Here is a 20,611-nt window from a genome sequence, read left to right on the forward strand (position 1 = left end):
TCAAGGCGGGTCGGTCAAGCCGGATCATGTGTCCGCGGGCGTGATGCAGGCGCGGGCCCTGTGGACGCCCGGATGGTCAGGTGTGTGGGCATGACCGCAAGCTGGCGGCCGGAGCGGCCCGGAACGGGATTCAGCTGGGAAAGCAGCATTGACACAGCCACCCGGCCTGCCTGTTCGATGGGACTGGCGATGGTGGTCAGCGGGGGATTGCAAAAGTCTGCGCCGAAGATGTCATCAGATCCGATGATGCTGATGTCTTCGGGGACGCGGATACCCCGCTCGCGAAGCCGTTGGAGCATCCCGATCGCCAGCAGGTCATTGAACACAATGCACGCGGTGGCCCCGGTTCGCACCGCAGCATCTGCCGCCGCCGCACCGGACGTCGTCTTCGGAGTGAAGGGGCCGATGCGGTGCGTCTCCATGCCTCGATGCGCGGACTCCTCCTCAAAGACGTTCCAACGCATCCGATTGGACCAGGACGTTGGCGGACCACTGACATAGCAAACCCGGTGGTGGCCCAGTGAGGCCAGGTGCTCCAGGGCCTGTACAACGGCCGACGGTGTGTCTATCACCACTGTGGGAGCGCTGGTGGACGCCCGGTTGATTGTCACCAGCGGCTGGGTCTCAGACACCTCGGTCAGTTGCTGGTCCGTCAGGCGGGAAGCTGCAAGGATAAAGCCGTCGGCAGAACGTCGCATCTTGTGAAGAGCTTCAAGCTCCATCTCGTTGGACTCTTCCGTATCCACAAGGAGTTGTGTGTATCCCGCAGCCTTGAGCTGGTGCTGGGTGCCGCGGATGATGTCGAAGTAGAACGGGTTGGTGATGTCAGGCACGAGGACGGCGACCGCATTAGTGCGCCCTGAGCTGAGTCCCTGGGCCTGGGAGCTTGGCACGTAATTTAATTGTGCCGCTGCTTCTTCGATCCTTTCCCTGGTATGGCGGTTTACGCGGTCCGGTTTGGACAGTGCCCGGGAAACCGTCGACGTTGCTACCCCTGCGAGCTGGGCAACGTCCCGGATGGTGGGCACCTTTTCCTGGCCGGTGCGTCCAGGTGAATCCCGTGCCGCCCCCGATCCAGCTGTAGCCGAGGCCATGGCCCATTCCTTTCGCCCGGCCAGCGCCGGTCAGGGGGTGAGAGGCGTCCCGGAAGCGGAACGTGTCTTCAATAGAACATCTTTTGGCAACTTTTGGCAACCGCTTGCCGCAACCGTTGCCTTGTTCCTAGACTGAGTCCCGAATCGCCTGCAGTGATATGCGCCACTTGACGTTGTGGCCATGTGGGTGTCCAAGAGGAGAAAACAATGAGGTTTACATCGTCTTCAGGGCTCGCAGCAATCGTTACGGCTGCGGCATTGGCATTGACAGGCTGCGGTGGCGGCTCAGGAACCACTGGCACTGCCACAAACGCGGATGGGAAAGTGGACGGAACGGGCAAGACCCTGAACGTCCTCGTGAACGTGCTGAGCCAGTATCCCGAACAGCAGAAGCAGTGGCAGAGTGACATTGCCGCCAAGTTCAAGGCTGAAACCGGGGCCGACGTGAAGTTTGAAACCTTCGCGTCCGCCAACGATGAGCTCACCCGCATCCAGACCTCCGTAGTATCGGGCCAAGGCCCGGACGTCTACAGCCTCGGCACCACCTTTACCCCCACCGCCTATGCCACTAAGGCCTTTGTCACCCTTTCCGACGATGACTGGAAGGCTGTCGGCGGCAAAGACCGTTTCAACCCGGCCGCGCTGGGTATCTCCGGACCGGATAAGGATCACCAGGCCGGCATTCCCTTTGTCAGCCGTCCCTTCGTGATGGCCTATAACAAGGACCTGCTGGCAGCGGCCGGCATCGAGAAGCCCGCCACCAGCTGGGACGAGCTTGCCGAACAGGCCAAGAAAATGACCAAGGACGGCACCTTCGGCATCGCCACAGGCTACAAGGACAACTTCGACCCGTGGAAGTTCATCTGGGCCATGTCTGTCCAGGCCGGCAACCCCCTGGTGGACGGAAACAAGTTCAAGCTGGATGACCCCACCGTGAAGAAGGCCTACGAGACCTACTTCGGCTGGCTGACCGAAGACAAGGTGGTGGACCCGGCTTCGGTGGGCTGGAGCAACAGCAATGCCGTAGCAGCCTTCGCAAGCGGTAAGGCCGGCTACCTGATGATGACCACTTCCAGTTCCATTCCCACCCTGGACAAGTCGGAAGTGGCCGGCAAATACGAATACGCCCTGATGCCCACTATCGCCCCGGGTGAGACGAAGTCCAAGTCTGACGGCGATGCCGCAAGCATCCTCTCCGGCGACAACATCGTGGTTGCCGATTACTCAAAGCAAAAGGACCTCGCCTTCGCCTACATCAAGCTGATCACCTCCAAGGACGAGCAGCTGAACTACCAGAAGATTTTCGGCGACCTTCCCGCCAACGCAGAAGCTCTTGCAACTCTGACCGACCCGAAGCTCAAGCCGCTGGCCGAGGCTGCCGGGAAGTCCAAGGCGACGCCTTTCACCGGTGCATGGGGTGACATGCAACTTGGCCTCCTCAACGTCACGGTCCAGTCCGTTCCGGACCTGGCCGCCGGGAAGGTGGACGAAGCGGCCCTCGAGTCAAGGATCAAGGACTCACAGAACAAGGGCCAGGCCTCCCTGGACCGGGCCTCCAAGGGATAAGTCCCATGTCAACTGACGCCTCCAACGAAGTCCGGCTTGCGGCGGAGTCCGCCGCAAGCCGGGCGGCCCGCTCGGCCGCTGACGTTTCCAGCCAGGAGCCCAACGGGCAGAGCAGCCCGCGCCGCAAAGGCCTGAGCGAACGCAACCGGCCACTCTGGATGCTGATCCCTGGCGGGGTCCTGATGATCATCATCATCGTGGTGCCCCTCCTGCTGGGCATCTTCATGTCCGCCCTCAACCTGGACCAGTACACGTTGCGCAAATGGGTCAGCGCGCCGTTCATCGGAGTTGAAAACTTCGTTGAAGCAATGACCAGTTCTCCGCTCCTGCACTCTGTCTGGCTGAGTGTCAGCTACTCACTGCTCGCTATGGTGGTCACGCTTCCGCTGGGCATCGCTGCGGCTGTAGCAACCCAGAACGCCTTCAAGGGACGGGCCGTCATCAGGTCAATTTTCCTGATTCCGTACGTCCTGCCTTCGTTCGTTGTGGCAACGGTGTGGCGCACCATGTTGCAGCCTGACGGCATCGTGGACAGGGCCCTCGGAACGGTGGGGATCGACGTCGGACTCTGGCTGAACGGGCCACAGACATTCTGGACCCTGGTACTGGTCCAGATCTGGGCATCGTGGCCGTTCATTTACCTGCTGGCGCTCTCAGGACTCCAGGCCGTGGACCATGAGGTGCACGAGGCCTCGGCTCTAGACGGCGCCCTGTGGTGGAACAAGCTCCGGTATGTCGTGTTCCCCTACCTGAAGGGGCCCCTGTCGCTCGCCTTCCTGATTGGAATGCTGCACCACATCAACAACTTCACGCTGCCATTCGTCCTGTTCGGTGTCCCGGCCCCGGCTGACGTGGAAGTCCTGCCCATCCTTACGTATGTCACCAGTTTCCAGAGCTTCCGGTTCGGCTTGAGCGCGGCCATGGCCTTCATCTCCCTGGTACTGATTGCCATCCCGCTGTTCGTCTACCTCCGTGCTGTCAAACTCGACGACGCAGAAACACCAGGAGCCAAGAAATGAGCACCTCGACAGCCACCCGGCGGAGTACGGCAACCGCGGACCTTCCCCGTCCGGGTTCAAGGCGCCAGCACGAAGTCCTGCGGTTGCTCCCGGGACCCTTGCTTGCCATCATCCTGGTCTTCCTGGGCGCCCTGGTCCTGATTCCCGTCCTGTACATTTTCCTGGCGTCGGTGAACTCGGACATCGGCGTCGCCAACGGCGAATTCTGGCCGTCAAGCTTCACCCTTGAGAACTACTCGAAGATCTGGACCAGCGTCGGCCTTGCTACCGGGCTGGCCAACAGCGTTTTGGTGGCAGGTACGACGGCGGTTGTCTCGGCAGCCCTGTCGGTTTCGACCGCGTTCGTCCTGGTCCGCTACAGTTTCCGGGGCCGGCTCACTATCCTGCGCGGGCTCCTTGCACTGCAGTCAGTGCCAGGGACCCTGATGGTCCTTCCCGTTTTCGTGCTGTTCTCGTCGGCGTCAACATATCTGGGCATCCAGGTCATCGGGACGCAGTGGGGACTCTTCGTGACCTACCTGACGTTCGCCATGCCGTTCTCCACCTGGGTGATGGTCACCTACCTGCGCGGGCTTCCCAAGGAACTTGAAGAAGCGGCCAAGATCGACGGCGCCAGCAACCTCGGTGTCCTGTTCAAGATCGTCCTGCCCCTGAGCTGGCCCGGCATCGTGGTCTCCGGCATCTTCGCTTTCCTCCTGGGATGGAACGACGTCCTGTTTGCCTCCGTCATGACCCGGCCGGAAAGCCAGACCGCCGCCGTAGCCCTGCAAATCTTCGGTGCCTCCCAGGAGGGCGGCGCCATCCCGTTCTACGGCCAGATGATGGCGTCAGCACTGGTATGCGCCGCTCCCGTGGTCATTCTTTACCTGATTTTCCAGCGTTATCTAGTTGGCGGGCTCACCGCCGGAGGAGTTAAATAACCATGGTTTCAGCCACCCAAACCTCGTGGGCCCTGTCCGGGTTCGGCGACGAGATCGACGACGACCCTGCCGTGCAGATCGCCGTCCTGCAGGCGCTCGGCGCGAGCTACATTGAGGTGCGCAGCGCGTGGGGCACGAACATCGTGGACCTGTCCGAAGACCAGCTCGCCGCCCTGGCCAAGTTGCTCGACGAGAAAGCCATGCGGGTTTCCGCGATCGCTTCGCCGATCGGGAAGGTGGATGTCAGCCTTCCCGTGGAGCATGAAGTGGAGCGCCTGCGCCGTGCGGTCAATGCCGCCAAGGTCCTGGATGCAAAATACATCCGCATTTTCTCCTTCTACTACGGCGAATCCGTTCCTGTGGACAGCATCCGCGATGCAGTCATCGAACGTATGCGCGCGCTCGCCGCCGTCGCCGAACAGGAAGGTGTGGTTCTGCTGCACGAAAACGAAAAGGATATCTTCGGGGATGTCCCGGACCGTGTGCTGGACATCATCGAAAGCGTCAATTCGCCGGCCTTGAAAGTGGCATGGGACGCAGCCAACTTCGTGCAGGTGGGCGTCAAGCCGTTTGATGAGGCCTATGAAAAGCTGCGCCCGCACCTGGAGTACCTGCAGGTCAAGGACGCGCTCTTTTCCAATGGACATGTCGTTCCCGCAGGGGAGGGCGACGGCGATGTCCAGCGGACCGTGGAAGCGCTCAAGGCGGACGGCTTCACCGGCTTCGCCTCCCTGGAGCCGCACCTCGCGGGAGCCCACGGCCTCGGCGGATTCTCCGGCCCCACAGCGTTCGGCATCGCTGCCCGCGCATTTGCAAAAGTCACATCAGAAGCAGGAGTCCAGACAGTATGAGTGAGATATTGAAGGTCGCCATCACGGGTTGTGGCGTCATTGGCCGAACCCATGCGGCCGCCCTGCATGAGTTTCCTGGAGCCACCATCGTCGCGCTCGTGGACGCGATCCCGGATGCCGCTGAATCCCTTGCTGACTTCATCCAAAAGAGCGGCCGCCCGAGGCCCTCGGTGCATGCGTCCCTGCAAGAGGCTTTTGCTGCCACCGACATTGACCTGGTGGCTTTGGCCACCCCCAGCGGATTGCACATCCAGCAGGGTCTTGAAGTCCTTGCGGCCGGCAAGCACGTCGTCATCGAAAAGCCGCTGGATGTAGACCTGAGCCGGGCACAGGAAATTGAGGCTGCCGCAAACGAGGCCGCGAGCCGGGGAATCGTCGCCTCGGTGATCAGCCAGCACCGGTTTGACCAAGCCAGCGTTGCTGTGGCAGACGCTGTCGCCAAAGGACGGTTTGGGAGGCTGACCTCGGCCATAGCCTCGGTCGCGTGGTGGCGCGGCCAGGCGTACTACGATTCCGGTGACTGGCGCGGCACGTGGTCCATGGACGGCGGCGGAGCCCTGATGAACCAGGGCGTCCACACGGTTGACCTGCTGCTGTGGTTCATGGGCCGGCCGGTGGAGATCCACGCACACACCGCGCGTTTGGCACACGAACGCATCGAGGTGGAGGACACCGCCGTGGCTACCGTAACCTTCGAGAACGGCGGCATGGCCGTGCTGCACGCCACGACAGCCGCCTACCCCGGCCTGACCGTTCGGGTCCAGCTGATGGGGTCGGAAGGCTCCGCAGTGGTGGACAACGATCAGCTGCACTATTTCCACACCAGGGACGCCGGCGGCGTTTCCGCAGACATGGGGCTGCAGGGCGGGGGAAACCAGGCCTCGGAAGAACTGGCAAAGTACCCCGCAGAGGATTACGAGGCCAAAGATCCCACCGTGTATCCCGCGGGGCATATACGCCAGTACCGCGACATCATCACCGCCATCACCGAAGGCCGCCAGCCCGGAGTCACCGTCAGCGACGCCGTCAATGCCCTCGCCACCGTGCGGGCGGTCTACGTGTCAGCGACGCTCAACCAGGCAGTACTTTTCGACGATGTCCTGGCCGGCAAGTACAACGACCTCGAAGTCCGCACGGGCAACACTGCGGCAGAAAGCGCCTGAAGCCATGAAATTCTCAGTTTTCACAGCCTCCACACCTGACTGGACTCCCGAAGAAGCGGTCAGCCACCTTTCGGCCCAGGGCTGGGACGGAATAGAGTGGCGGATCACGGACCAGGCCGAGGCGGCTGAGGCCGGTTTCTGGGCCGGAAACAAGGCGACCGTCCCCCTGACAGGCCTTGAAGACAACCTTCAGCGGGTAGCCACTATCACCCGCGACGCCGGCTTGGAGTTCTCCGGTCTGGGCGGCTATGCGCGGTGCGACAACCATGCCGACGTCGATCGCATGTTGGCCGCAACGGCAGCACTGGGAGCGGGCCAGGTACGTGTCACCACCCTTCCGCTGGGGACGGCGGAATGGGGAGGCGAAAAGCCCAGCGGGATTGCCTATCCTGTCCTGTTCGAGGCGGCCCGACGTGACTTCGAATGGGTGGCTGAACGCGCCGCCCACCATGGCGTCAAAGCGCTGGTGGAACTGCACCACCGCACCATCACTGCGTCTGCTTCTTCTGCCCGGCGCCTGGTGGAAGGCCTGGACCCCAAGCACGTCGGGGTCATCCACGACCTCGGCAATCTGCTGATCGAGGGCCAGGAAGACTACCTTCCGGCCTTCGAACTTCTGGGGGAGTACCTGGCCCACATCCACGTCAAGAACGCCGTGTGGACACGTCAGGATGCGACTGACGAATCCGGCGCCGCAGTGTTCCGGAACGAGTGGGCGCCGCTGCAATCCGGACAGGGGAGCGTCCTGGAATACTTCAAGGCGCTGGCTGCCCATGGCTACGACGGCTGGGTCACAGTGGAAGACTTTTCCACAGAGCTTCCCTTGGCCGAACGGACGGCCGGCAATCTTGATTACCTGCGGCGTACGGCGGCTCTCGCCGGGCTCACCGCAGGCGCCGGAGCGCGTTGAGACCATGGCGCAGTCGATAGCAGCACACCCCGACCGGCTCCTGCCGGCAGAACCTGGCGTGCGGGAGATAGCCCGTTCCCTTTACAACCTCGTAGCCGGCCTGCCCATCATCTCTCCGCATGGTCACGTGGATGCAGGGGTCATCGAAAACAACCTGCCGTTTCCCGACCCGGCCGCGCTCCTGGTCACACCGGACCACTACGTGACCCGGTTGATCCACGCCGGCGGTGTCCCGATGGAGGAGTTGGGGCTCGGCGATTCGCCGGCCGGCTCGCGCCAGGTCTGGCACAACTTTTGTGCCGCATGGCCTGCCTTTGAGGGCACAGCCTCCGGGTACTGGATACGGCAGGAATTCGAGCATGTGTTCGGGCTTCACGAAGAGCCCACGGCGGAGAACGCGGACAGGATCTACGACGCAATCTCGGCCAGGCTCGCCGAGCCCGGCTTCCGGCCACGGCAACTGTTCAAGGAATTCAACATCGAGGTGCTGGCCACCACGGACGATCCGCTGGACGCCCTGGACAGCCACGCAGCGCTGGCGCAGGACCCGGCCTTCGCCGGCCGCGTCCTGCCCACCTTCCGGCCGGACAAGTACCTCGACATTGCCCATCCAGCCTGGCTGGACAATGTGGAACGCCTCATCGCCGCCGGTTCGAGTGGTTCGGGATACGCCGGTTACATCAGTGCACTGGAGGCCCGGCGGCGCCATTTCGTAGCAAACGGCGCTGTGTCTGCCGACCATGGGGTCCGCTCGCCTGCCACGCTGAAGCTGGATCAGTCAGACGCAGAGCGGCTCTTCGACCGTGCCCGCGCGGGCAAAGCCACCCCGGAGGACCGTGAAGCCTTCGAAGCCCACATGATGTACCAGATGGCCCGGATGTCAGTGGAGGACGGGTTGGTCATGACGATCCACCCCGGTTCGTACCGAAATCATCACGGTCCCACTTTCGAGGCTTTTGGGGCGGATACCGGCCACGACATCCCCTTCGCCGTGAACTACACGGAGGCCATCCGGCCGCTGCTGCAGGACTTCGGCACGGCCAAGGATTTCCACCTGGTGCTGTTCACGCTGGACGAAACGGTGTTCTCGCGCGAACTGGCGCCTTTGGCCGGCTTCTACCCGTCGGTCTACATAGGCGCCCCCTGGTGGTTCCTGGATGCGCCGGACGCGATGCTCCGTTTCCGTTCCGCAGTCACGGAAACGGCCGGCTTCTCACGGTCCTCGGGATTCATCGATGACACCCGGGCGTTCTGCTCCATCCCCGCACGGCACGATACGTCGCGCCGGATCGAGTCAGCCTTCCTGGCACGACTGGTAGCAGAACACCGGATCAGCGAAGAACGGGCGCACGAACTGATCGTGGACATAGTGGATTCTTCCCCGAGAAGGGTCTTTAAGCTGTGAGCGCCAACAAGGTACCCGGGCTGAACCGGGCCCAGGTCGGCCTGCCAAAGGCTCCGGTTCGGATCGTCCACCTTGGACTTGGAGCATTCCACCGGTCACACGAAGCCTGGTATACACAACACGCCGGCGACGGCGGGGAGTGGGGAATCGCCGCTTTCACGGGGAGGCGGCCGGATGCAGCCCTGGCGCTGGCCGCCCAGGACGGTCTGTTCACTCTCATTGAGCGCTCCGGCGACGGGGACGCTTTCGAAGTCATTGGAAGCATTGTCGAAGCGGTTGACGGCGCCGACGTCCGGCGCCTGCAGGAACTTGTTTCAGCCCCGGAAACCGTGATGGTCACCCTGACCATCACGGAAGCGGCTTACGGGCTGGACTCCACCGGTTCCTTTGACGCATCAGGCTTTGCCGGCGACCTTGCGGTCCTGGCAAGCGCAGCCGGTGCCGGCGGAACGCTGACGACGCCGCTGGGCCGGCTCGTTTCTGCCCTCGCCGCCCGCAGGGAGTCCGCTGCCGGACCGATCGCCGTCGTTAGTTGCGACAACCTGTCCGGTAACGGAGAGGTTGCCCGGCGCGCCATCACAGGACTGGCGGAAGCTTGGGACGCGGGGCTTGCACGATGGATCGAGAAGAACGTCAGCTTCGTCAGCACGTCCGTGGACCGGATCACCCCGCGGACCACCGAAGCCGACATCGCCGAGGTGGAGGAGTCCTGCGGATACCGTGACAGCTCGCCCGTGGTGGCAGAACCCTTCCGTGACTGGGTCATCAGTGGGAATTTCCCGAAGGGCAGGCCCCGCTGGGAGGACGCCGGCGCCGTAGTGGTGGACGACCTCGAACCGTATGAGAACCGCAAGCTGTGGTTGCTCAACGGCGCCCATTCGCTTCTCGCCTACGCGGGCCAGTTGCGGGGACACACCACCGTGGCGCAGGCGTTGGAGGATCCGTCCTGCAGGAATGCTGTGGAGGCCTTCTGGGGCGAAGCCGCGGAGCACCTGCACGGACAGGACCTGCGCATCCCCGAATACCTGGAAGCACTCCGCGCCCGTTTTGCCAACGGACGGATCGCTCACAATTTGTCCCAGATCGCCGCGGATGGTTCCACGAAGCTCCGGATGAGGGCCGTGCCGGTCCTCGCAGCTGAAAGGTCACAGGGCCGGTCTGGTGCCGGCAGTTCCCTGATGCTTGCCGCGTGGATCGACTACGTGGCCGAACAGAAAGAACTTAAGGATCCGAGGTCCGATTCAATCGCCGCTGCGAATCGGGCACAAGGAGCCGAAAGGATTGCCGCACTCCTCAATCTTGTCAGCGAGGGGCTTGGGGAAGATCCCCGGATCGTCGCCCTCGTCGCCCGCCAAAGCAGTACCTTCGCCAAAGACTCAACCACCGCCGCCGCCACGGCCGGACCCGCCCACTTGGTTCCTGAAAGGAACAGCTGAATTTCATGAAGATTGTCGCAGCAGACGTTTTTGTCACCAGTCCCTCCCGGAATTTCGTGACGCTCCGGATCACTACCGAGGATGGTGTGACCGGTATTGGTGACGCCACCCTGAACGGGCGTGAGCTGGCTGTGGCCGCGTATTTGAAGGAGCACGTGGCGCAGTTGCTGATCGGCAAGGACCCGCACCGGATTGAGGACACGTGGCAGTTCCTGTACCGGTCCTCGTACTGGCGGCGTGGCCCGGTGACGATGGCGGCGATTGCCGCGGTGGACATGGCGTTGTGGGATATCAAGGGCAAGATGGCGGGCATGCCGGTGTACCAGCTGTTGGGCGGGGCGTCCCGGAACGGGTTGCGCGCGTACGGGCACGCCTCAGGCGCGGACCTGCCGTCACTGTTTGACTCCGTGCGGGGGCACCTGGAGCTCGGGTACAAGTCGATCCGGATCCAGACCGCCGTCCCCGGGATCAAGGCCGTGTACGGGGTGGCCGCGCAGGCCCAGGCGTCGGGGGAGCGGTACGACTACGAGCCCGCCGGGCGCGGCGCATTCCCGGTGGAGGAGGACTGGGACACCCGCGCCTACCTGCGTCACTTGCCGACGGTGTTTGAGGCGGTCCGGAACGAGTTCGGCCCGGAGATCCCGCTGCTGCACGACGGGCACCACCGCATGACGCCCATCCAGGCCGCCAAGCTGGGCAAAGCCTTGGAACCGTATGACCTGTTCTGGCTGGAGGACTGCACCCCGGCCGAAAACCAGGAGGGCCTGCGCCTGGTCCGCCAGCACACCACGACCCCGCTGGCCATCGGGGAGATCTTCAACACCGTGTACGACTACCAGACCCTGATCAAGGAACAGCTGATCGACTACGTCCGGGCAGCGTCCACGCACTTCGGCGGAATCAGCCCGTTGAAGAAGGTCATGGACTTCGCCGCGCAGTACCAGATCAAGTCCGGCTTCCACGGCCCCACCGACATCTCGCCCGTGGGCTTCGCCGCGCAACTGCATGTGGGCCTGGCCATCCATAACTACGGCATCCAGGAATACATGCAGCACTCGGACAAGACCAACGAGGTCTTCCACCAGTCCATGACCTTCGTGGACGGCTACCTGCACCCGGGCAACGAACCGGGCATCGGCGTCGAATTCAACGCAGAAGCCGCAGCCGCCTACCCCTACCAGCAGGCCTACCTGCCCTACAACCGCCTCATCGACGGAACGGTCCACGACTGGTGAGCACTTCCAAGACAGCAGCAACCGGCAAGCTCCGCATCGTCGTGATGGGAGTGTCCGGCTGCGGCAAGACCACCATCGGCGACCTTGTGGCACGGGAGCTCGGCGTCCCGTTCCTCGACGGCGACTCCCTCCACCCGGTAGAAAACGTCGCCAAAATGGCGGCGGGCACACCCCTGACGGATGAAGACCGCTGGCCCTGGCTCGCCACAGTCGGCGCCCAGCTGGCCAACGCGGGCGACGGCGGCATAGTCCTCGCCTGCTCAGCCCTGCGCCGCAGCTACCGCGACGCCATCCGCGCCCAGGCCCCGGACACCATCTTCCTGCACCTGCACGGCACCAGAGAGGTCCTGCGGGCGCGTACTGAAGGGCGCACCGGCCACTTCATGCCGCCTGCCCTCCTCGAATCCCAGCTCGCCACGCTGGAACCGCTGGACGCAAGTGAAACCGGCGTTATCGTCGACATTTCTGCCCCGGTCAGGCAGGTGGTCCGGGAGGCACTCGCCGGGATTGCCGCCGTCGGGGGTCCTGCTGACGTTTCCGGCACTGCCGGTGCCGCCAGCACCCGGCCGCGGCAGTTCGACGTCGACCTTCAGGCCGCGCCGTTCAATCTCGACGGCGACGCTGTCACCTGGGTGGAATCCACCATCGCCGGCATGACCCTCGAGGAAAAGATCGGCCAGCTGTTCATCAACCACAACAACGACTACTCCCCGGAGTACCTCGATGCTGTGCTGGAGGACTTCCACGTGGGCGGCATGCGGTACCGGCCCGGGCCCTCGGCCGCGGTGCAGGAGCATATCCGCTACGCGCAGTCCAAGACCCGGATCCCGCTGCTGGTGGCTTCCAACCCGGAAATGGGGGGAGCCGGAAGCTGCGACGACGGAACGTTTGTGTCCACACACCTGCAGGCCGGCTCGCATCCGGACAAGTCCATCGCCCGGCAGATGGGGCAGGTAGCCGGGGTGGAAACCGCCGCGCTGGGCTGCAACTGGGCCTTCGCCCCGATCGTGGACATCCACTACAACTGGCGGAACACGGTCATCTCCACCCGCGCCTTCGGCAACACCCCGGAAATTGTGGTGGAGCGGGCCAAGGAATACTTCGAAGGCATCAGCGAATCACCCACGGTATGCGCCATGAAGCACTTCCCCGGCGACGGCGTGGACGAGCGTGACCAGCACGTGGTCACTTCCTACAACACCTTCACCTATGAGGAATGGAACCGGACCTACGGGCACGTGTACCGCGAGATGATCGGCCACGGCGTGCAGTCCATCATGGTGGGGCACATCGGGGCGCCTGACCTGTCCCGGCACTTCCGGCCCGGCCTGGCGGACAGGGAGATCCTTCCCGCGACGCTGGCGCCCGAACTGCTGCAGGACCTGCTCCGCGGCGAACTCGGCTTCAACGGGCTGGTGCTCACCGACGCGTCGCAGATGGTGGGCCTCACCCAGGCCAGAAAGCGCAAGGACCTGGTGCCGGCCACCATCGCGGCCGGCTGTGACATGTTCCTGTTCTTCCGCAACCCCGCGGAGGACTTCGGGTACATGCTGGACGGCTACAAGTCCGGCGTCATCACCGAACAGCGCCTGCACGACGCACTGCGCAGGATCCTTGGGCTGAAGGCTTCCCTGGGGCTGCACCGTAAGTCCGCGGACCAGCTGGTTCCGCCTGCTGAGGCGCTCGCCGTGATCGGCAGCGACGCGCACCGGGCTATTGCGGCGCAGATCGCGGACAAGACCGTCACCTTGGTCAAGGACACTGCGAACAACCTCCCCATCACTCCACAGATGCATCCCCGGATCCGCCTGTACGGGATTTCCGGCGGTTCAGATTTCACCCGCGCCGACCCGCTGGCCTACCTGGAGACTGTCAAGGAAGAGCTCGAAGCCGCCGGCTTTGAAGTACACGTTTTCAAGACTGCGGAGCAGCGCGAAGCGGCGGGCGAGACCGGCATGAACTTCATGCGGGTCCTGTCGGAGGAAGCCACCGGCGATTACGCAGCGAAGTACGACGCCGCGTTTGTGTTCGCCAACGTAAAGGGCTTTGCCCAGGAGGCAGCCATCCGGATCAAGTGGTCCTCGCCAATGGCCGCGGAGATCCCGTGGTACGTCACTGAAGTGCCTACGGTGTTTGTTTCGCTCAACCAGCCCAACCACCTGATTGATGTGCCCATGGTCAAGACGGCGATCCATGCGCACGCCGGGTCCCGGGAAGCCATCCGGGCCACCGTTGCCAAGATCCAGGGCAAGTCTGAGTTCCAGGGCACGTTCAACGACAACGTGTTCTGCGGTTCGTTCGACACCCGGCTCTAGGCGGAACCTTTAGCGGCCAACACAACAATGGCGGCCAGCGAGATTCGCTGGCCGCCATTGTTGTGTCCTGTCTGGTTGGCTGTGCTTAGCCTGCCTGCCCTTGCGCCGCGCGGGTGGTGAACGGGAGGACGAGCCGGGACGGGTGGCCGGCGTCGCGGTAGATCTTGTGGACGAACGCTGACAAACCCGTTTCTGCAACCGCAGGGAGACGGTGCATTAACAAAGAAGGCCCCTCAGCGAGGGGCCTTCCTGTGGTTCGCCTACTGCTGCCCACCCTGGTGGCCTAAATCCACTTCGGCGGAGCCGGGACCTGGTTCTGTTCCTGGGTGCTTTCTGCTGTGCCGGGTCCGGTAGCCGTGACTCCGTGGGTGCCGCGGCCTGCTGCCCATTGGACGACGGCGGGGAGGGGTCCGGTGATGATCGTCGGGTTGGTGGCGGTGGTGTCGCCGAACGTCAGGCCGGTGCCGGTGACTTTGATGAGGAGCCCGGTGTCGGTGCCGCGGGTGTGCCAGGCGCCGGTGATGTCCTTGAGCAGGCGTTCCAGCACGGGGGCCGGGAGGTCGCTGAAGGTGGCGCCGTTGGCCAGGTCCACGGCGTGGAGCCAGACTTCCCGGGTGCGCATCCACACGGTTTCCTCGGCCGGGATGGTCCGGCCCTGTGCGGTCTTGACCTTGTGGTGCCAGGCCTCGGCGGGCAGGTCGCGCCATTCAACGTTCAGGTGCACGGCGGAGTGGTCGAAGAGGTGCCGCAGGGCAATTGGGGAGAGGGTGGCGCCGAATTCGATCTCGTGGTTCCGCGCCTCCGGGGAGGAATACATGGGGGTTTCTATGCCGGTTGCGGCCCATTCGATCAGGCGGGCGATGGCGCGGGCGTTGTAGCCCACGTGTGCCACGACGTGCCGGCGGGTCCAGCCGGGCAGCAGCGAGTCCCCGTCGAGCCCTGCGTCGGGGAGTTCGTTCAGCTTGCGGGCGAAGAACGCGGTGCCCCGGCGCGCCTGCAGCAGGGACTGCAGGAGCACCGGGTCGGTGGTTTGGTCGGTGCGGGCAACCATCAGGCTTCCTTGATGACGCGGTTCTTCAGCTGGCCGAGGCCCTCGATGGTGGTGACCAGGACCTGGCCGTCCTGCAGGTAGCGTTTAGGGTCCTGCGCGTGGCCCACGCCGCCGGGGGTGCCGGTGGCGATCACGTCGCCGGGGTTCAGCGTGATGATGGTGGAGATGTAGGAGACCAGGAACTCCGGGGTGAACACCAGGTCCGAGGTGGGGGTGGCCTGCTGAACGTCCCCGTCCACGGCCGAGGTCATCAGCGGGCCGGGGGTGAATTCGTCCCGGGTGACCAGGGCCGGTCCGAACGGCGTGGACTTCTCCCAGGTTTTGCCCTGCAGCCACTGGATGGTGCGGAACTGGTAGTCCCGCATGGATACGTCGTTCAGGACGGCGTAGCCGGCGATGTGCGCGGGCGCGTCTGCTTCACTGATACGGCGGCCCTGCTTGCCAATCACGACGGCGAGTTCGGCTTCCCAGTCCACGGTGTCGGATTCCTGCGGCAGGGCCAGGTCATCGTTCGGGCCGATCAGGGACTCGGCGTACTTGGCGAACAGGGTGGGGTGGTCGGGGACTTCCCGGCCCATTTCCTTGATGTGGTTGCGGTAGTTGTGGCCCACGCAGATGATCTTCCCCGGGGCGGGGACGACGGCGGCGAGGTCCGCGCCGTCCACGGCGTGGGTTGCGCCGCTGGCTGCCTTCGCGGTGGTTTCCCAGTTGGGGTCCTGCAGCAGGGCGCCGACGTCGGCGAACCCGGGGATCTCGGTGAGCGTGTCCCCGTCCTGACGGACCGCCACCGTGCTCTTGCCGTTGCCGGTGCTGTCGTTCAGGCGGAGGGTGAGGAGTTTCATTACTTGGTGCGTCCTTCGGTGTAGGTGCGGTTGAAGTTCAGACGCTCGAAGATCGGGGCGTCGCTGAAACGGAAGAGATCAAACCCGGTGTCGGCCTGGAGGGACCAGGCGGCCCAGGAGGGAACGACGAAGAGGTCGCCCTTGGCCAGGTGCTTTGTTTCGCCGTTCAGGACCACGGACCCCGTGCCTTCGAAGACCTGCCAGACGCTGGAGCCCACCTCGTGAATGGTGTCCGTGGTGGCGCCGGCGCGGAGGCGGTGGAACTCGGCCCGGATGGTGGGCATCACGTCCCCGCCGGTGGTCGGGTTGGTGAACCGGACGGCGGCGTGGCCTTGGGAGACGGTGGCGGGGTGGCCCTCGTCCTCCAGGAGCAGCTGCTCGGTCAGGGCGGCGTCGGTGTGCTTCCAGCGGTACGCGGCGATGGGGGAGCTGGTGGTGTCATCCAGGCCCGAGAGGGGGCGCAGGCCGGGGTGGGCCCAGAGCCGTTCGGAGCGGGAGATGTCCGGGGTCGCTTCGTCGGTGACGCGTTCGGTGCCGAACTCGAAGAACCCGGCGTCGGCGTAGTGGACGAACGGGATGTCCAGCCCGTCGATCCAGGCCATCGGCTCATCGGTGTCGTTGTGGTGGCCGTGGAAGTTCCAGCCCGGGGTCAGCAGGAAATCCCCGCGGGACATCCGCACGGGGTCCCCGTTCACCACGGTCCACACACCCTCGCCTTCGACCACGAACCGGAACGCGTTCTGTGAGTGCCGGTGCTCGGGGGCGGTTTCCCGACCGCCCAGGTACTGGATCGCGGCCCACAATGTCGGGGTGGCGTAGGGGGTGCCGGCCAGGCCGGGGTTCGCCAGGGCGATGGCCCGGCGTTCCCCGCCGCGGCCCACCGGCACCAGGTCACCGGCCCGGGCAGCCAACGGGTACAGGTCATTCCACCGCCACACATGCGGCACGGCCTTCGGGCTTGGGACCATCGGCATCAAATCGCCGATTTCCGTCCACAACGGAACCAGGTTCTCCTTGCCGAAATCCTTGTACAGCTGCTCCAGCTGTACAGCCTCCTCCGGTGTGGGCTCCGGCAGGGCATGGCTCGCGGCCACTGACTCATGGGTCGCGTTCTCGGCGCTGATCGACACGAAAGGCCTCCTGGATAGGTCCGAACAGTTTTGGCGTAGTTCGACCCTATGGAGGGACGGCATGTGATCGCGAGCATATTCTGCTCTACAGAATTAGCGGGGTTGGAAGTAATCAGTCCGGCTCGGCCGGGTTTGCTGCAATGTCGATCTCCAGCTGCCGGCAGGTCTCGTGCAGGGCGGCCACCAGGCCGCGGTCGAACACTGTGCGGAACCGGGTGGCAGGAGTGGCGACGCTGATCGCCCCCACCACGTTGCCGTGCCGGTTGTGCAGTGCGATGCCGAGGGCGCTCACGCCGTCCTCGGTGCCTTCGAAATTGGCGGCGAAGCCGTTGCTGCGGACGGAATCAAGTTCGCGCAGGAAGGCCGGATAGTCCTCCTCGGCAATGGTGTCGCCGCTGATCTCGGCATTGTTGCTGCGAAAGAGCTGCTGGATCATGGACGGATCCAGCTCGGCGAGGATCGCCTTGCCGCCGGAGGTCCTGCTGGCTGGCAGCACCGTCCCCTGCCGGTCGCCTACCCGCAGCACGTTGTTTCCTTCCACCGTGGCGAGGAAACGCACTTTGGTGCCCACGCGCACCATGAGGTTGACGGTTTCGTTGAGCTGCGCCGAGAGCAGTTCCATGTGGGGCTGGGCCAGCGAACGCAGCAGCCGGGTCCAGCTCAATCCGGCCGGACCCACGCCCATGGCGGGGCCGGGGACGTAGCGCCGGGTTTCATCCTGGACTGCAAAACCCCGGTAGACCAGCATCGCCAGGAGCCGGTGGGCGGTGGAAGGCGCAACCTCCAGTTCCTCCGCCGCGTCCTTCAGCCGCAGCGTCCCGCCGTCGCGCAGCAGCTGGAGGAGTTGCAGCGCGTTGTCCACGGCCTCGATGGAGTACGTGGGCCGCTTCTGTACGGGCTTTTTCTCCGCAGGCTTCCGCCGCGGACCCGCAGGAGGGGCGGGACTGGACTTTTTCTGCACATCAGAATTGTATTGTGGTTCACCTTGCGCGGCCACGACAGTGGTGGGATGAATCACACACTTCCCGCTGCAGAGACGCAATGGTCTTCACCCGGAGCACCTGGCACCCCGTCTGGCGACAGGCACGGCCGGTTCCCCAAAGCTTCGGCCCTGGCGGTCCTGGTCTGCTGGCTGCTGGTCGTCTTCGACGGCTATGACCTCATCGTCTACGGCACGGTCCAGTCCTCACTTATTTCCGAGACCGGTTGGGGGCTGACCAAGGCCACTGCCGGAACCATTGGGTCGATGGCGTTCCTGGGCATGATGATTGGCGCCATCTTCGCCGGCCGCATGGCCGACTCGTGGGGCCGCCGCCGCACCATCCTCGGTTGTGCCGTCGTCTTCTCCGTCTTCACTGTCCTGTGCGCCTTCGCCCCCAGCGCCGCCATTTTCGGCGTCCTTCGGCTCCTGGCAGGAATCGGGCTCGGCGGGCTGGTTCCCTCCGCGAACGCCCTGGTGGCTGAACTGGTTCCCACGAAGTGGCGGTCCACCATTGCCACCTTGATGATGTCCGGTGTCCCGATCGGCGGCTCCATCGCTGCCCTCGTGGGTATCCAGCTGATCCCGGCCTTCGGCTGGCAGGCAATGTTCCTGGTGGCCGTGCTGGCACTGGTGGTTGTGGTGCCGCTCGGGCTGAAATTCCTGCCGGAGACGCTGGCTTCGGAACAGGACGCCCGGAAGCCGGAACAGGACGCCCGTGATCGGCCCGCTGCCGCTGAACCCAGGGCCCGTGCCGGCTTCTCCTCGCTGCTCCGCGCCCCCTACCTCGGCATCAGTATGCTCTTCGCAGTTGCCACCATCGCCACGCTGTTCGCCTGGTATGGCCTGGGCACCTGGCTGCCCAACCTGATGCAGTTGGCCGGCTACAACCTCGGCTCCGCACTGACCTTCGCGCTGGCACTGAACCTGGGCGCGGTGGCAGGTTCGGTCATCACGGCATGGGCCGGCACCCGCTTTGGACCCGTTCCCACCGCCATCGCTGCGGCCGCCGTCGCCGCTGGTGCACTGGTGGTCCTCGTGACCGGACCCGCCGTGACGGTGGTGTACCTCATGCTGGTGCTTGCCGGGGTCGGAACCCACGGAACGCAGTGCCTCATCATCGCCGCCGTCGCCAACCACTATCCCGCGCACCTGCGGGGCACAGCGCTGGGCTGGGCACTGGGCACGGGACGGATCGGCGCCGTCATGGCACCCCAGGCGGGAGGCCTGCTACTGGCCGCTGGGCTGGGAGTCAGCTCCAATTTCCTGGCCTTCGCCGGGGCCGCCGCCATCGCCGCGGTGCTGCTGGCCGCCGTCGGCCTTCACCTCAAAGCCAAAACCACTTTCCCAACACCAACAACCACAGGAGCACACAATGTCTGAGCACGCCACGTCCACCGATGTCCTGGTGATCGGAGGGGGCATGGCCGGACTGGCCGGAGCCCTCGCACTGCGGGAAAACGGCGCCAACGTGACCCTGGTGGAGCGGGCGCCGGAATTCGGCGAGGTGGGTGCCGGACTGCAGATGGCCCCCAATGCCTCCCGCGTGCTGAAGCGCTGGGGCCTGCTGGAAAAGGCGCTGGAGATCGGGGTGCAGCCCAAGCACCTTGTGTTCCGCGACGCCGTCACCGGCGAGGAGCTCACCCGTCAGACGCTTGGCGGGGAGTTCGCTGAGCGGTACGGCGCGCCCTACGTTGTGATCCACCGCAGCGACCTGCACCGGGTCCTGCTCGAAGGCTGCGAAGCCGCTGGCGTCAAACTCGTCAACGACGTGATGGTCGAGAGCGTGGAAACCGTCAACGGCCGCGGTGTCGCACACACCGCCGCCGGCGTGGACTACGAGGCCGACGTGGTGATCGGTGCCGACGGACTCAAGTCCACGCTCCGCCCGCTCGTGGCCAAGGACGAGCCCGTTTCCTCCGCCTACGTGGCCTACCGCGGCACCGTCCCCATCACTGAAAACACCCCCAAGGCGGACCTCGAGGACGTCATCGTCTACCTGGGCCCGGACTGCCACCTGGTCCAGTACCCGCTGCGCAAGGGGGAACTGCTCAACACCGTGGCCGTCTTCAAGTCCGCCTCCTTTGAACGCGGCGAGGAGCAGTACGGGGGAGTGGACGAGCTCCAGGCCGCCTACAAGGACTGTGTCCCCGCGGTCCAGGAGGCGCTCAAGAACCTCGCCACCGGCATCCGCTGGCCCATGTACGACCGCGACCCCATCGAGAACTGGGTTGCCGGCAGGATGGTGCTGATGGGCGACGCCGCACATCCCATGCTGCAGTACCTCGCCCAGGGCGCATGCCAGGCACTTGAGGACGCCGCCGCACTGCAGGACTCTTCGACCGGTACTGTGTTTACCGCCGAGGGAATTAATCCCGAGGCATGGGATGAGGCCATTCGCGAGTTCAACAGCGACCGCGCCGCCCGTACCGCGCGTGTCCAGCGCACCGCACGTGTATGGGGTGAATCCTGGCACGTTTCGGGCCTGGCCCGGACGCTGCGGAACCTCCTGTTCAAGAGCCGTAAGGACAACAACTTCCAGTACAACGACTGGCTGTACGGGCAGGATGGCGACGGCGTCCCTGCCGTCACGCCCAAGAAGGTTACGGAGAGCGTGCCGGCGTAGTCAGTCCCCACCCAACTACAGCGGGCGACGGCGGGACCTCCCGCCGTCGTCCGCTGCTGTCTGTTACTG

The 20,611-nt window shown here is 64.6% G+C and carries 17 protein-coding genes; 12 read left to right on the forward strand and 5 right to left on the reverse strand.

What is annotated here, in order from left to right; all coding sequences use genetic code 11:
• Positions 1–14: 14 nt before the first annotated feature.
• Positions 15–1,094 carry a LacI family DNA-binding transcriptional regulator gene (locus QFZ36_RS16460; RefSeq protein WP_306638024.1) on the reverse strand — a complete coding sequence of 360 codons (1,080 nt, stop codon included), beginning with the start codon at positions 1,092–1,094 and terminating at the stop codon, positions 15–17.
• Between the two features lie 207 nt (positions 1,095–1,301).
• Between QFZ36_RS16460 and QFZ36_RS16465 the strand changes: the two genes are divergently transcribed.
• The 10 genes from QFZ36_RS16465 to QFZ36_RS16510 are packed head-to-tail and all read left to right on the forward strand — an operon-like array spanning position 1,302 to position 13,914.
• The gene (locus QFZ36_RS16465; protein ID WP_306638025.1) at positions 1,302–2,660 is read left to right on the forward strand and encodes an ABC transporter substrate-binding protein; all 1,359 of its coding nucleotides are present in this window, start codon (positions 1,302–1,304) and stop codon (positions 2,658–2,660) included.
• Between the two features lie 5 nt (positions 2,661–2,665).
• Positions 2,666–3,679, forward strand: coding sequence for a carbohydrate ABC transporter permease (locus QFZ36_RS16470; RefSeq protein ID WP_306638026.1), 1,014 nt, complete (start codon positions 2,666–2,668; stop codon positions 3,677–3,679).
• On the forward strand, positions 3,676–4,599 hold the full coding sequence (locus tag QFZ36_RS16475; protein WP_306638028.1) for a carbohydrate ABC transporter permease: 924 nt from the start codon (positions 3,676–3,678) through the stop codon (positions 4,597–4,599). Before QFZ36_RS16470 ends, QFZ36_RS16475 begins: the two co-directional genes overlap by 4 nt.
• A gap of 2 nt (positions 4,600–4,601) precedes the next feature.
• Positions 4,602–5,450, forward strand: a complete 849-nt coding sequence (locus QFZ36_RS16480) for a sugar phosphate isomerase/epimerase family protein (RefSeq protein WP_306638030.1) — start codon at positions 4,602–4,604, stop codon at positions 5,448–5,450.
• Positions 5,447–6,613: a Gfo/Idh/MocA family protein gene (locus QFZ36_RS16485; protein ID WP_306638031.1), complete on the forward strand. Its 1,167-nt coding sequence runs from the start codon at positions 5,447–5,449 to the stop codon at positions 6,611–6,613. Before QFZ36_RS16480 ends, QFZ36_RS16485 begins: the two co-directional genes overlap by 4 nt.
• Positions 6,614–6,617: 4 nt before the next feature.
• Positions 6,618–7,523: a sugar phosphate isomerase/epimerase family protein gene (locus QFZ36_RS16490; RefSeq protein ID WP_306638033.1), complete on the forward strand. Its 906-nt coding sequence runs from the start codon at positions 6,618–6,620 to the stop codon at positions 7,521–7,523.
• 4 nt (positions 7,524–7,527) lie between these two features.
• Positions 7,528–8,928, forward strand: a complete 1,401-nt coding sequence (gene uxaC, locus QFZ36_RS16495) for a glucuronate isomerase (RefSeq protein WP_306638035.1) — start codon at positions 7,528–7,530, stop codon at positions 8,926–8,928.
• On the forward strand, positions 8,925–10,364 hold the full coding sequence (locus QFZ36_RS16500; protein ID WP_306638036.1) for a mannitol dehydrogenase family protein: 1,440 nt from the start codon (positions 8,925–8,927) through the stop codon (positions 10,362–10,364). Before uxaC ends, QFZ36_RS16500 begins: the two co-directional genes overlap by 4 nt.
• Before the next feature lie 5 nt (positions 10,365–10,369).
• Entirely contained in the window at positions 10,370–11,599 is a 1,230-nt protein-coding gene (gene manD / locus QFZ36_RS16505; RefSeq protein WP_306638037.1) for a D-mannonate dehydratase ManD, read from the forward strand.
• Between the two features lie 44 nt (positions 11,600–11,643).
• On the forward strand, positions 11,644–13,914 hold the full coding sequence (locus QFZ36_RS16510; protein ID WP_306639252.1) for a gluconokinase, GntK/IdnK-type: 2,271 nt from the start codon (positions 11,644–11,646) through the stop codon (positions 13,912–13,914).
• Between the two features lie 283 nt (positions 13,915–14,197).
• Here the strand turns inward: QFZ36_RS16510 and QFZ36_RS16515 are convergent, their stop codons facing one another.
• The 4 genes from QFZ36_RS16515 to QFZ36_RS16530 form a co-directional block, all read right to left on the reverse strand.
• Positions 14,198–14,965, reverse strand: coding sequence for a maleylpyruvate isomerase family mycothiol-dependent enzyme (locus tag QFZ36_RS16515; RefSeq protein WP_306638038.1), 768 nt, complete (start codon positions 14,963–14,965; stop codon positions 14,198–14,200).
• Positions 14,965–15,807, reverse strand: coding sequence for a fumarylacetoacetate hydrolase family protein (locus QFZ36_RS16520; protein WP_306638039.1), 843 nt, complete (start codon positions 15,805–15,807; stop codon positions 14,965–14,967). Before QFZ36_RS16520 ends, QFZ36_RS16515 begins: the two co-directional genes overlap by 1 nt.
• Positions 15,807–16,937 carry a cupin domain-containing protein gene (locus QFZ36_RS16525; RefSeq protein ID WP_306638040.1) on the reverse strand — a complete coding sequence of 377 codons (1,131 nt, stop codon included), beginning with the start codon at positions 16,935–16,937 and terminating at the stop codon, positions 15,807–15,809. The genes QFZ36_RS16520 and QFZ36_RS16525 overlap by 1 nt, the downstream gene beginning before the upstream one ends.
• A 112-nt stretch (positions 16,938–17,049) precedes the next feature.
• Entirely contained in the window at positions 17,050–17,898 is an 849-nt protein-coding gene (locus QFZ36_RS16530) for an IclR family transcriptional regulator (protein ID WP_373427052.1), read from the reverse strand.
• Positions 17,899–17,946: 48 nt separating this feature from the next.
• On the opposite strand from QFZ36_RS16530, the gene QFZ36_RS16535 reads away from it, so the two are divergent.
• Positions 17,947–19,299, forward strand: a complete 1,353-nt coding sequence (locus QFZ36_RS16535; protein ID WP_306638042.1) for an MFS transporter — start codon at positions 17,947–17,949, stop codon at positions 19,297–19,299.
• Positions 19,292–20,542 (forward strand): FAD-dependent oxidoreductase, encoded by a 1,251-nt coding sequence (locus QFZ36_RS16540; protein ID WP_306638044.1) that lies wholly within the window; start codon positions 19,292–19,294, stop codon positions 20,540–20,542. The genes QFZ36_RS16535 and QFZ36_RS16540 overlap by 8 nt, the downstream gene beginning before the upstream one ends.
• Positions 20,543–20,611: the final 69 nt, after the last annotated feature.

Source organism: Pseudarthrobacter siccitolerans (assembly GCF_030823375.1).
Taxonomy (GTDB): domain Bacteria; phylum Actinomycetota; class Actinomycetes; order Actinomycetales; family Micrococcaceae; genus Arthrobacter; species Arthrobacter siccitolerans_A.

Excerpts from the sequence above, each read along its gene's own strand:
- QFZ36_RS16460 (WP_306638024.1), bottom strand. The coding sequence starts at position 1,094 with ATGGCCTCGGCTACAGCTGGATCGGGGGCGGCACGGGATTCACCTGGA.
- QFZ36_RS16465 (WP_306638025.1), top strand. The coding sequence starts at position 1,302 with ATGAGGTTTACATCGTCTTCAGGGCTCGCAGCAATCGTTACGGCTGCG.
- QFZ36_RS16470 (WP_306638026.1), top strand. The coding sequence starts at position 2,666 with ATGTCAACTGACGCCTCCAACGAAGTCCGGCTTGCGGCGGAGTCCGCC.
- QFZ36_RS16475 (WP_306638028.1), top strand. The coding sequence starts at position 3,676 with ATGAGCACCTCGACAGCCACCCGGCGGAGTACGGCAACCGCGGACCTT.
- QFZ36_RS16480 (WP_306638030.1), top strand. The coding sequence starts at position 4,602 with ATGGTTTCAGCCACCCAAACCTCGTGGGCCCTGTCCGGGTTCGGCGAC.
- QFZ36_RS16485 (WP_306638031.1), top strand. The coding sequence starts at position 5,447 with ATGAGTGAGATATTGAAGGTCGCCATCACGGGTTGTGGCGTCATTGGC.
- QFZ36_RS16490 (WP_306638033.1), top strand. The coding sequence starts at position 6,618 with ATGAAATTCTCAGTTTTCACAGCCTCCACACCTGACTGGACTCCCGAA.
- uxaC (WP_306638035.1), top strand. The coding sequence starts at position 7,528 with ATGGCGCAGTCGATAGCAGCACACCCCGACCGGCTCCTGCCGGCAGAA.
- manD (WP_306638037.1), top strand. The coding sequence starts at position 10,370 with ATGAAGATTGTCGCAGCAGACGTTTTTGTCACCAGTCCCTCCCGGAAT.
- QFZ36_RS16510 (WP_306639252.1), top strand. The coding sequence starts at position 11,644 with ATGGGAGTGTCCGGCTGCGGCAAGACCACCATCGGCGACCTTGTGGCA.
- QFZ36_RS16515 (WP_306638038.1), bottom strand. The coding sequence starts at position 14,965 with ATGGTTGCCCGCACCGACCAAACCACCGACCCGGTGCTCCTGCAGTCC.
- QFZ36_RS16520 (WP_306638039.1), bottom strand. The coding sequence starts at position 15,807 with ATGAAACTCCTCACCCTCCGCCTGAACGACAGCACCGGCAACGGCAAG.
- QFZ36_RS16535 (WP_306638042.1), top strand. The coding sequence starts at position 17,947 with ATGAATCACACACTTCCCGCTGCAGAGACGCAATGGTCTTCACCCGGA.
- QFZ36_RS16540 (WP_306638044.1), top strand. The coding sequence starts at position 19,292 with ATGTCTGAGCACGCCACGTCCACCGATGTCCTGGTGATCGGAGGGGGC.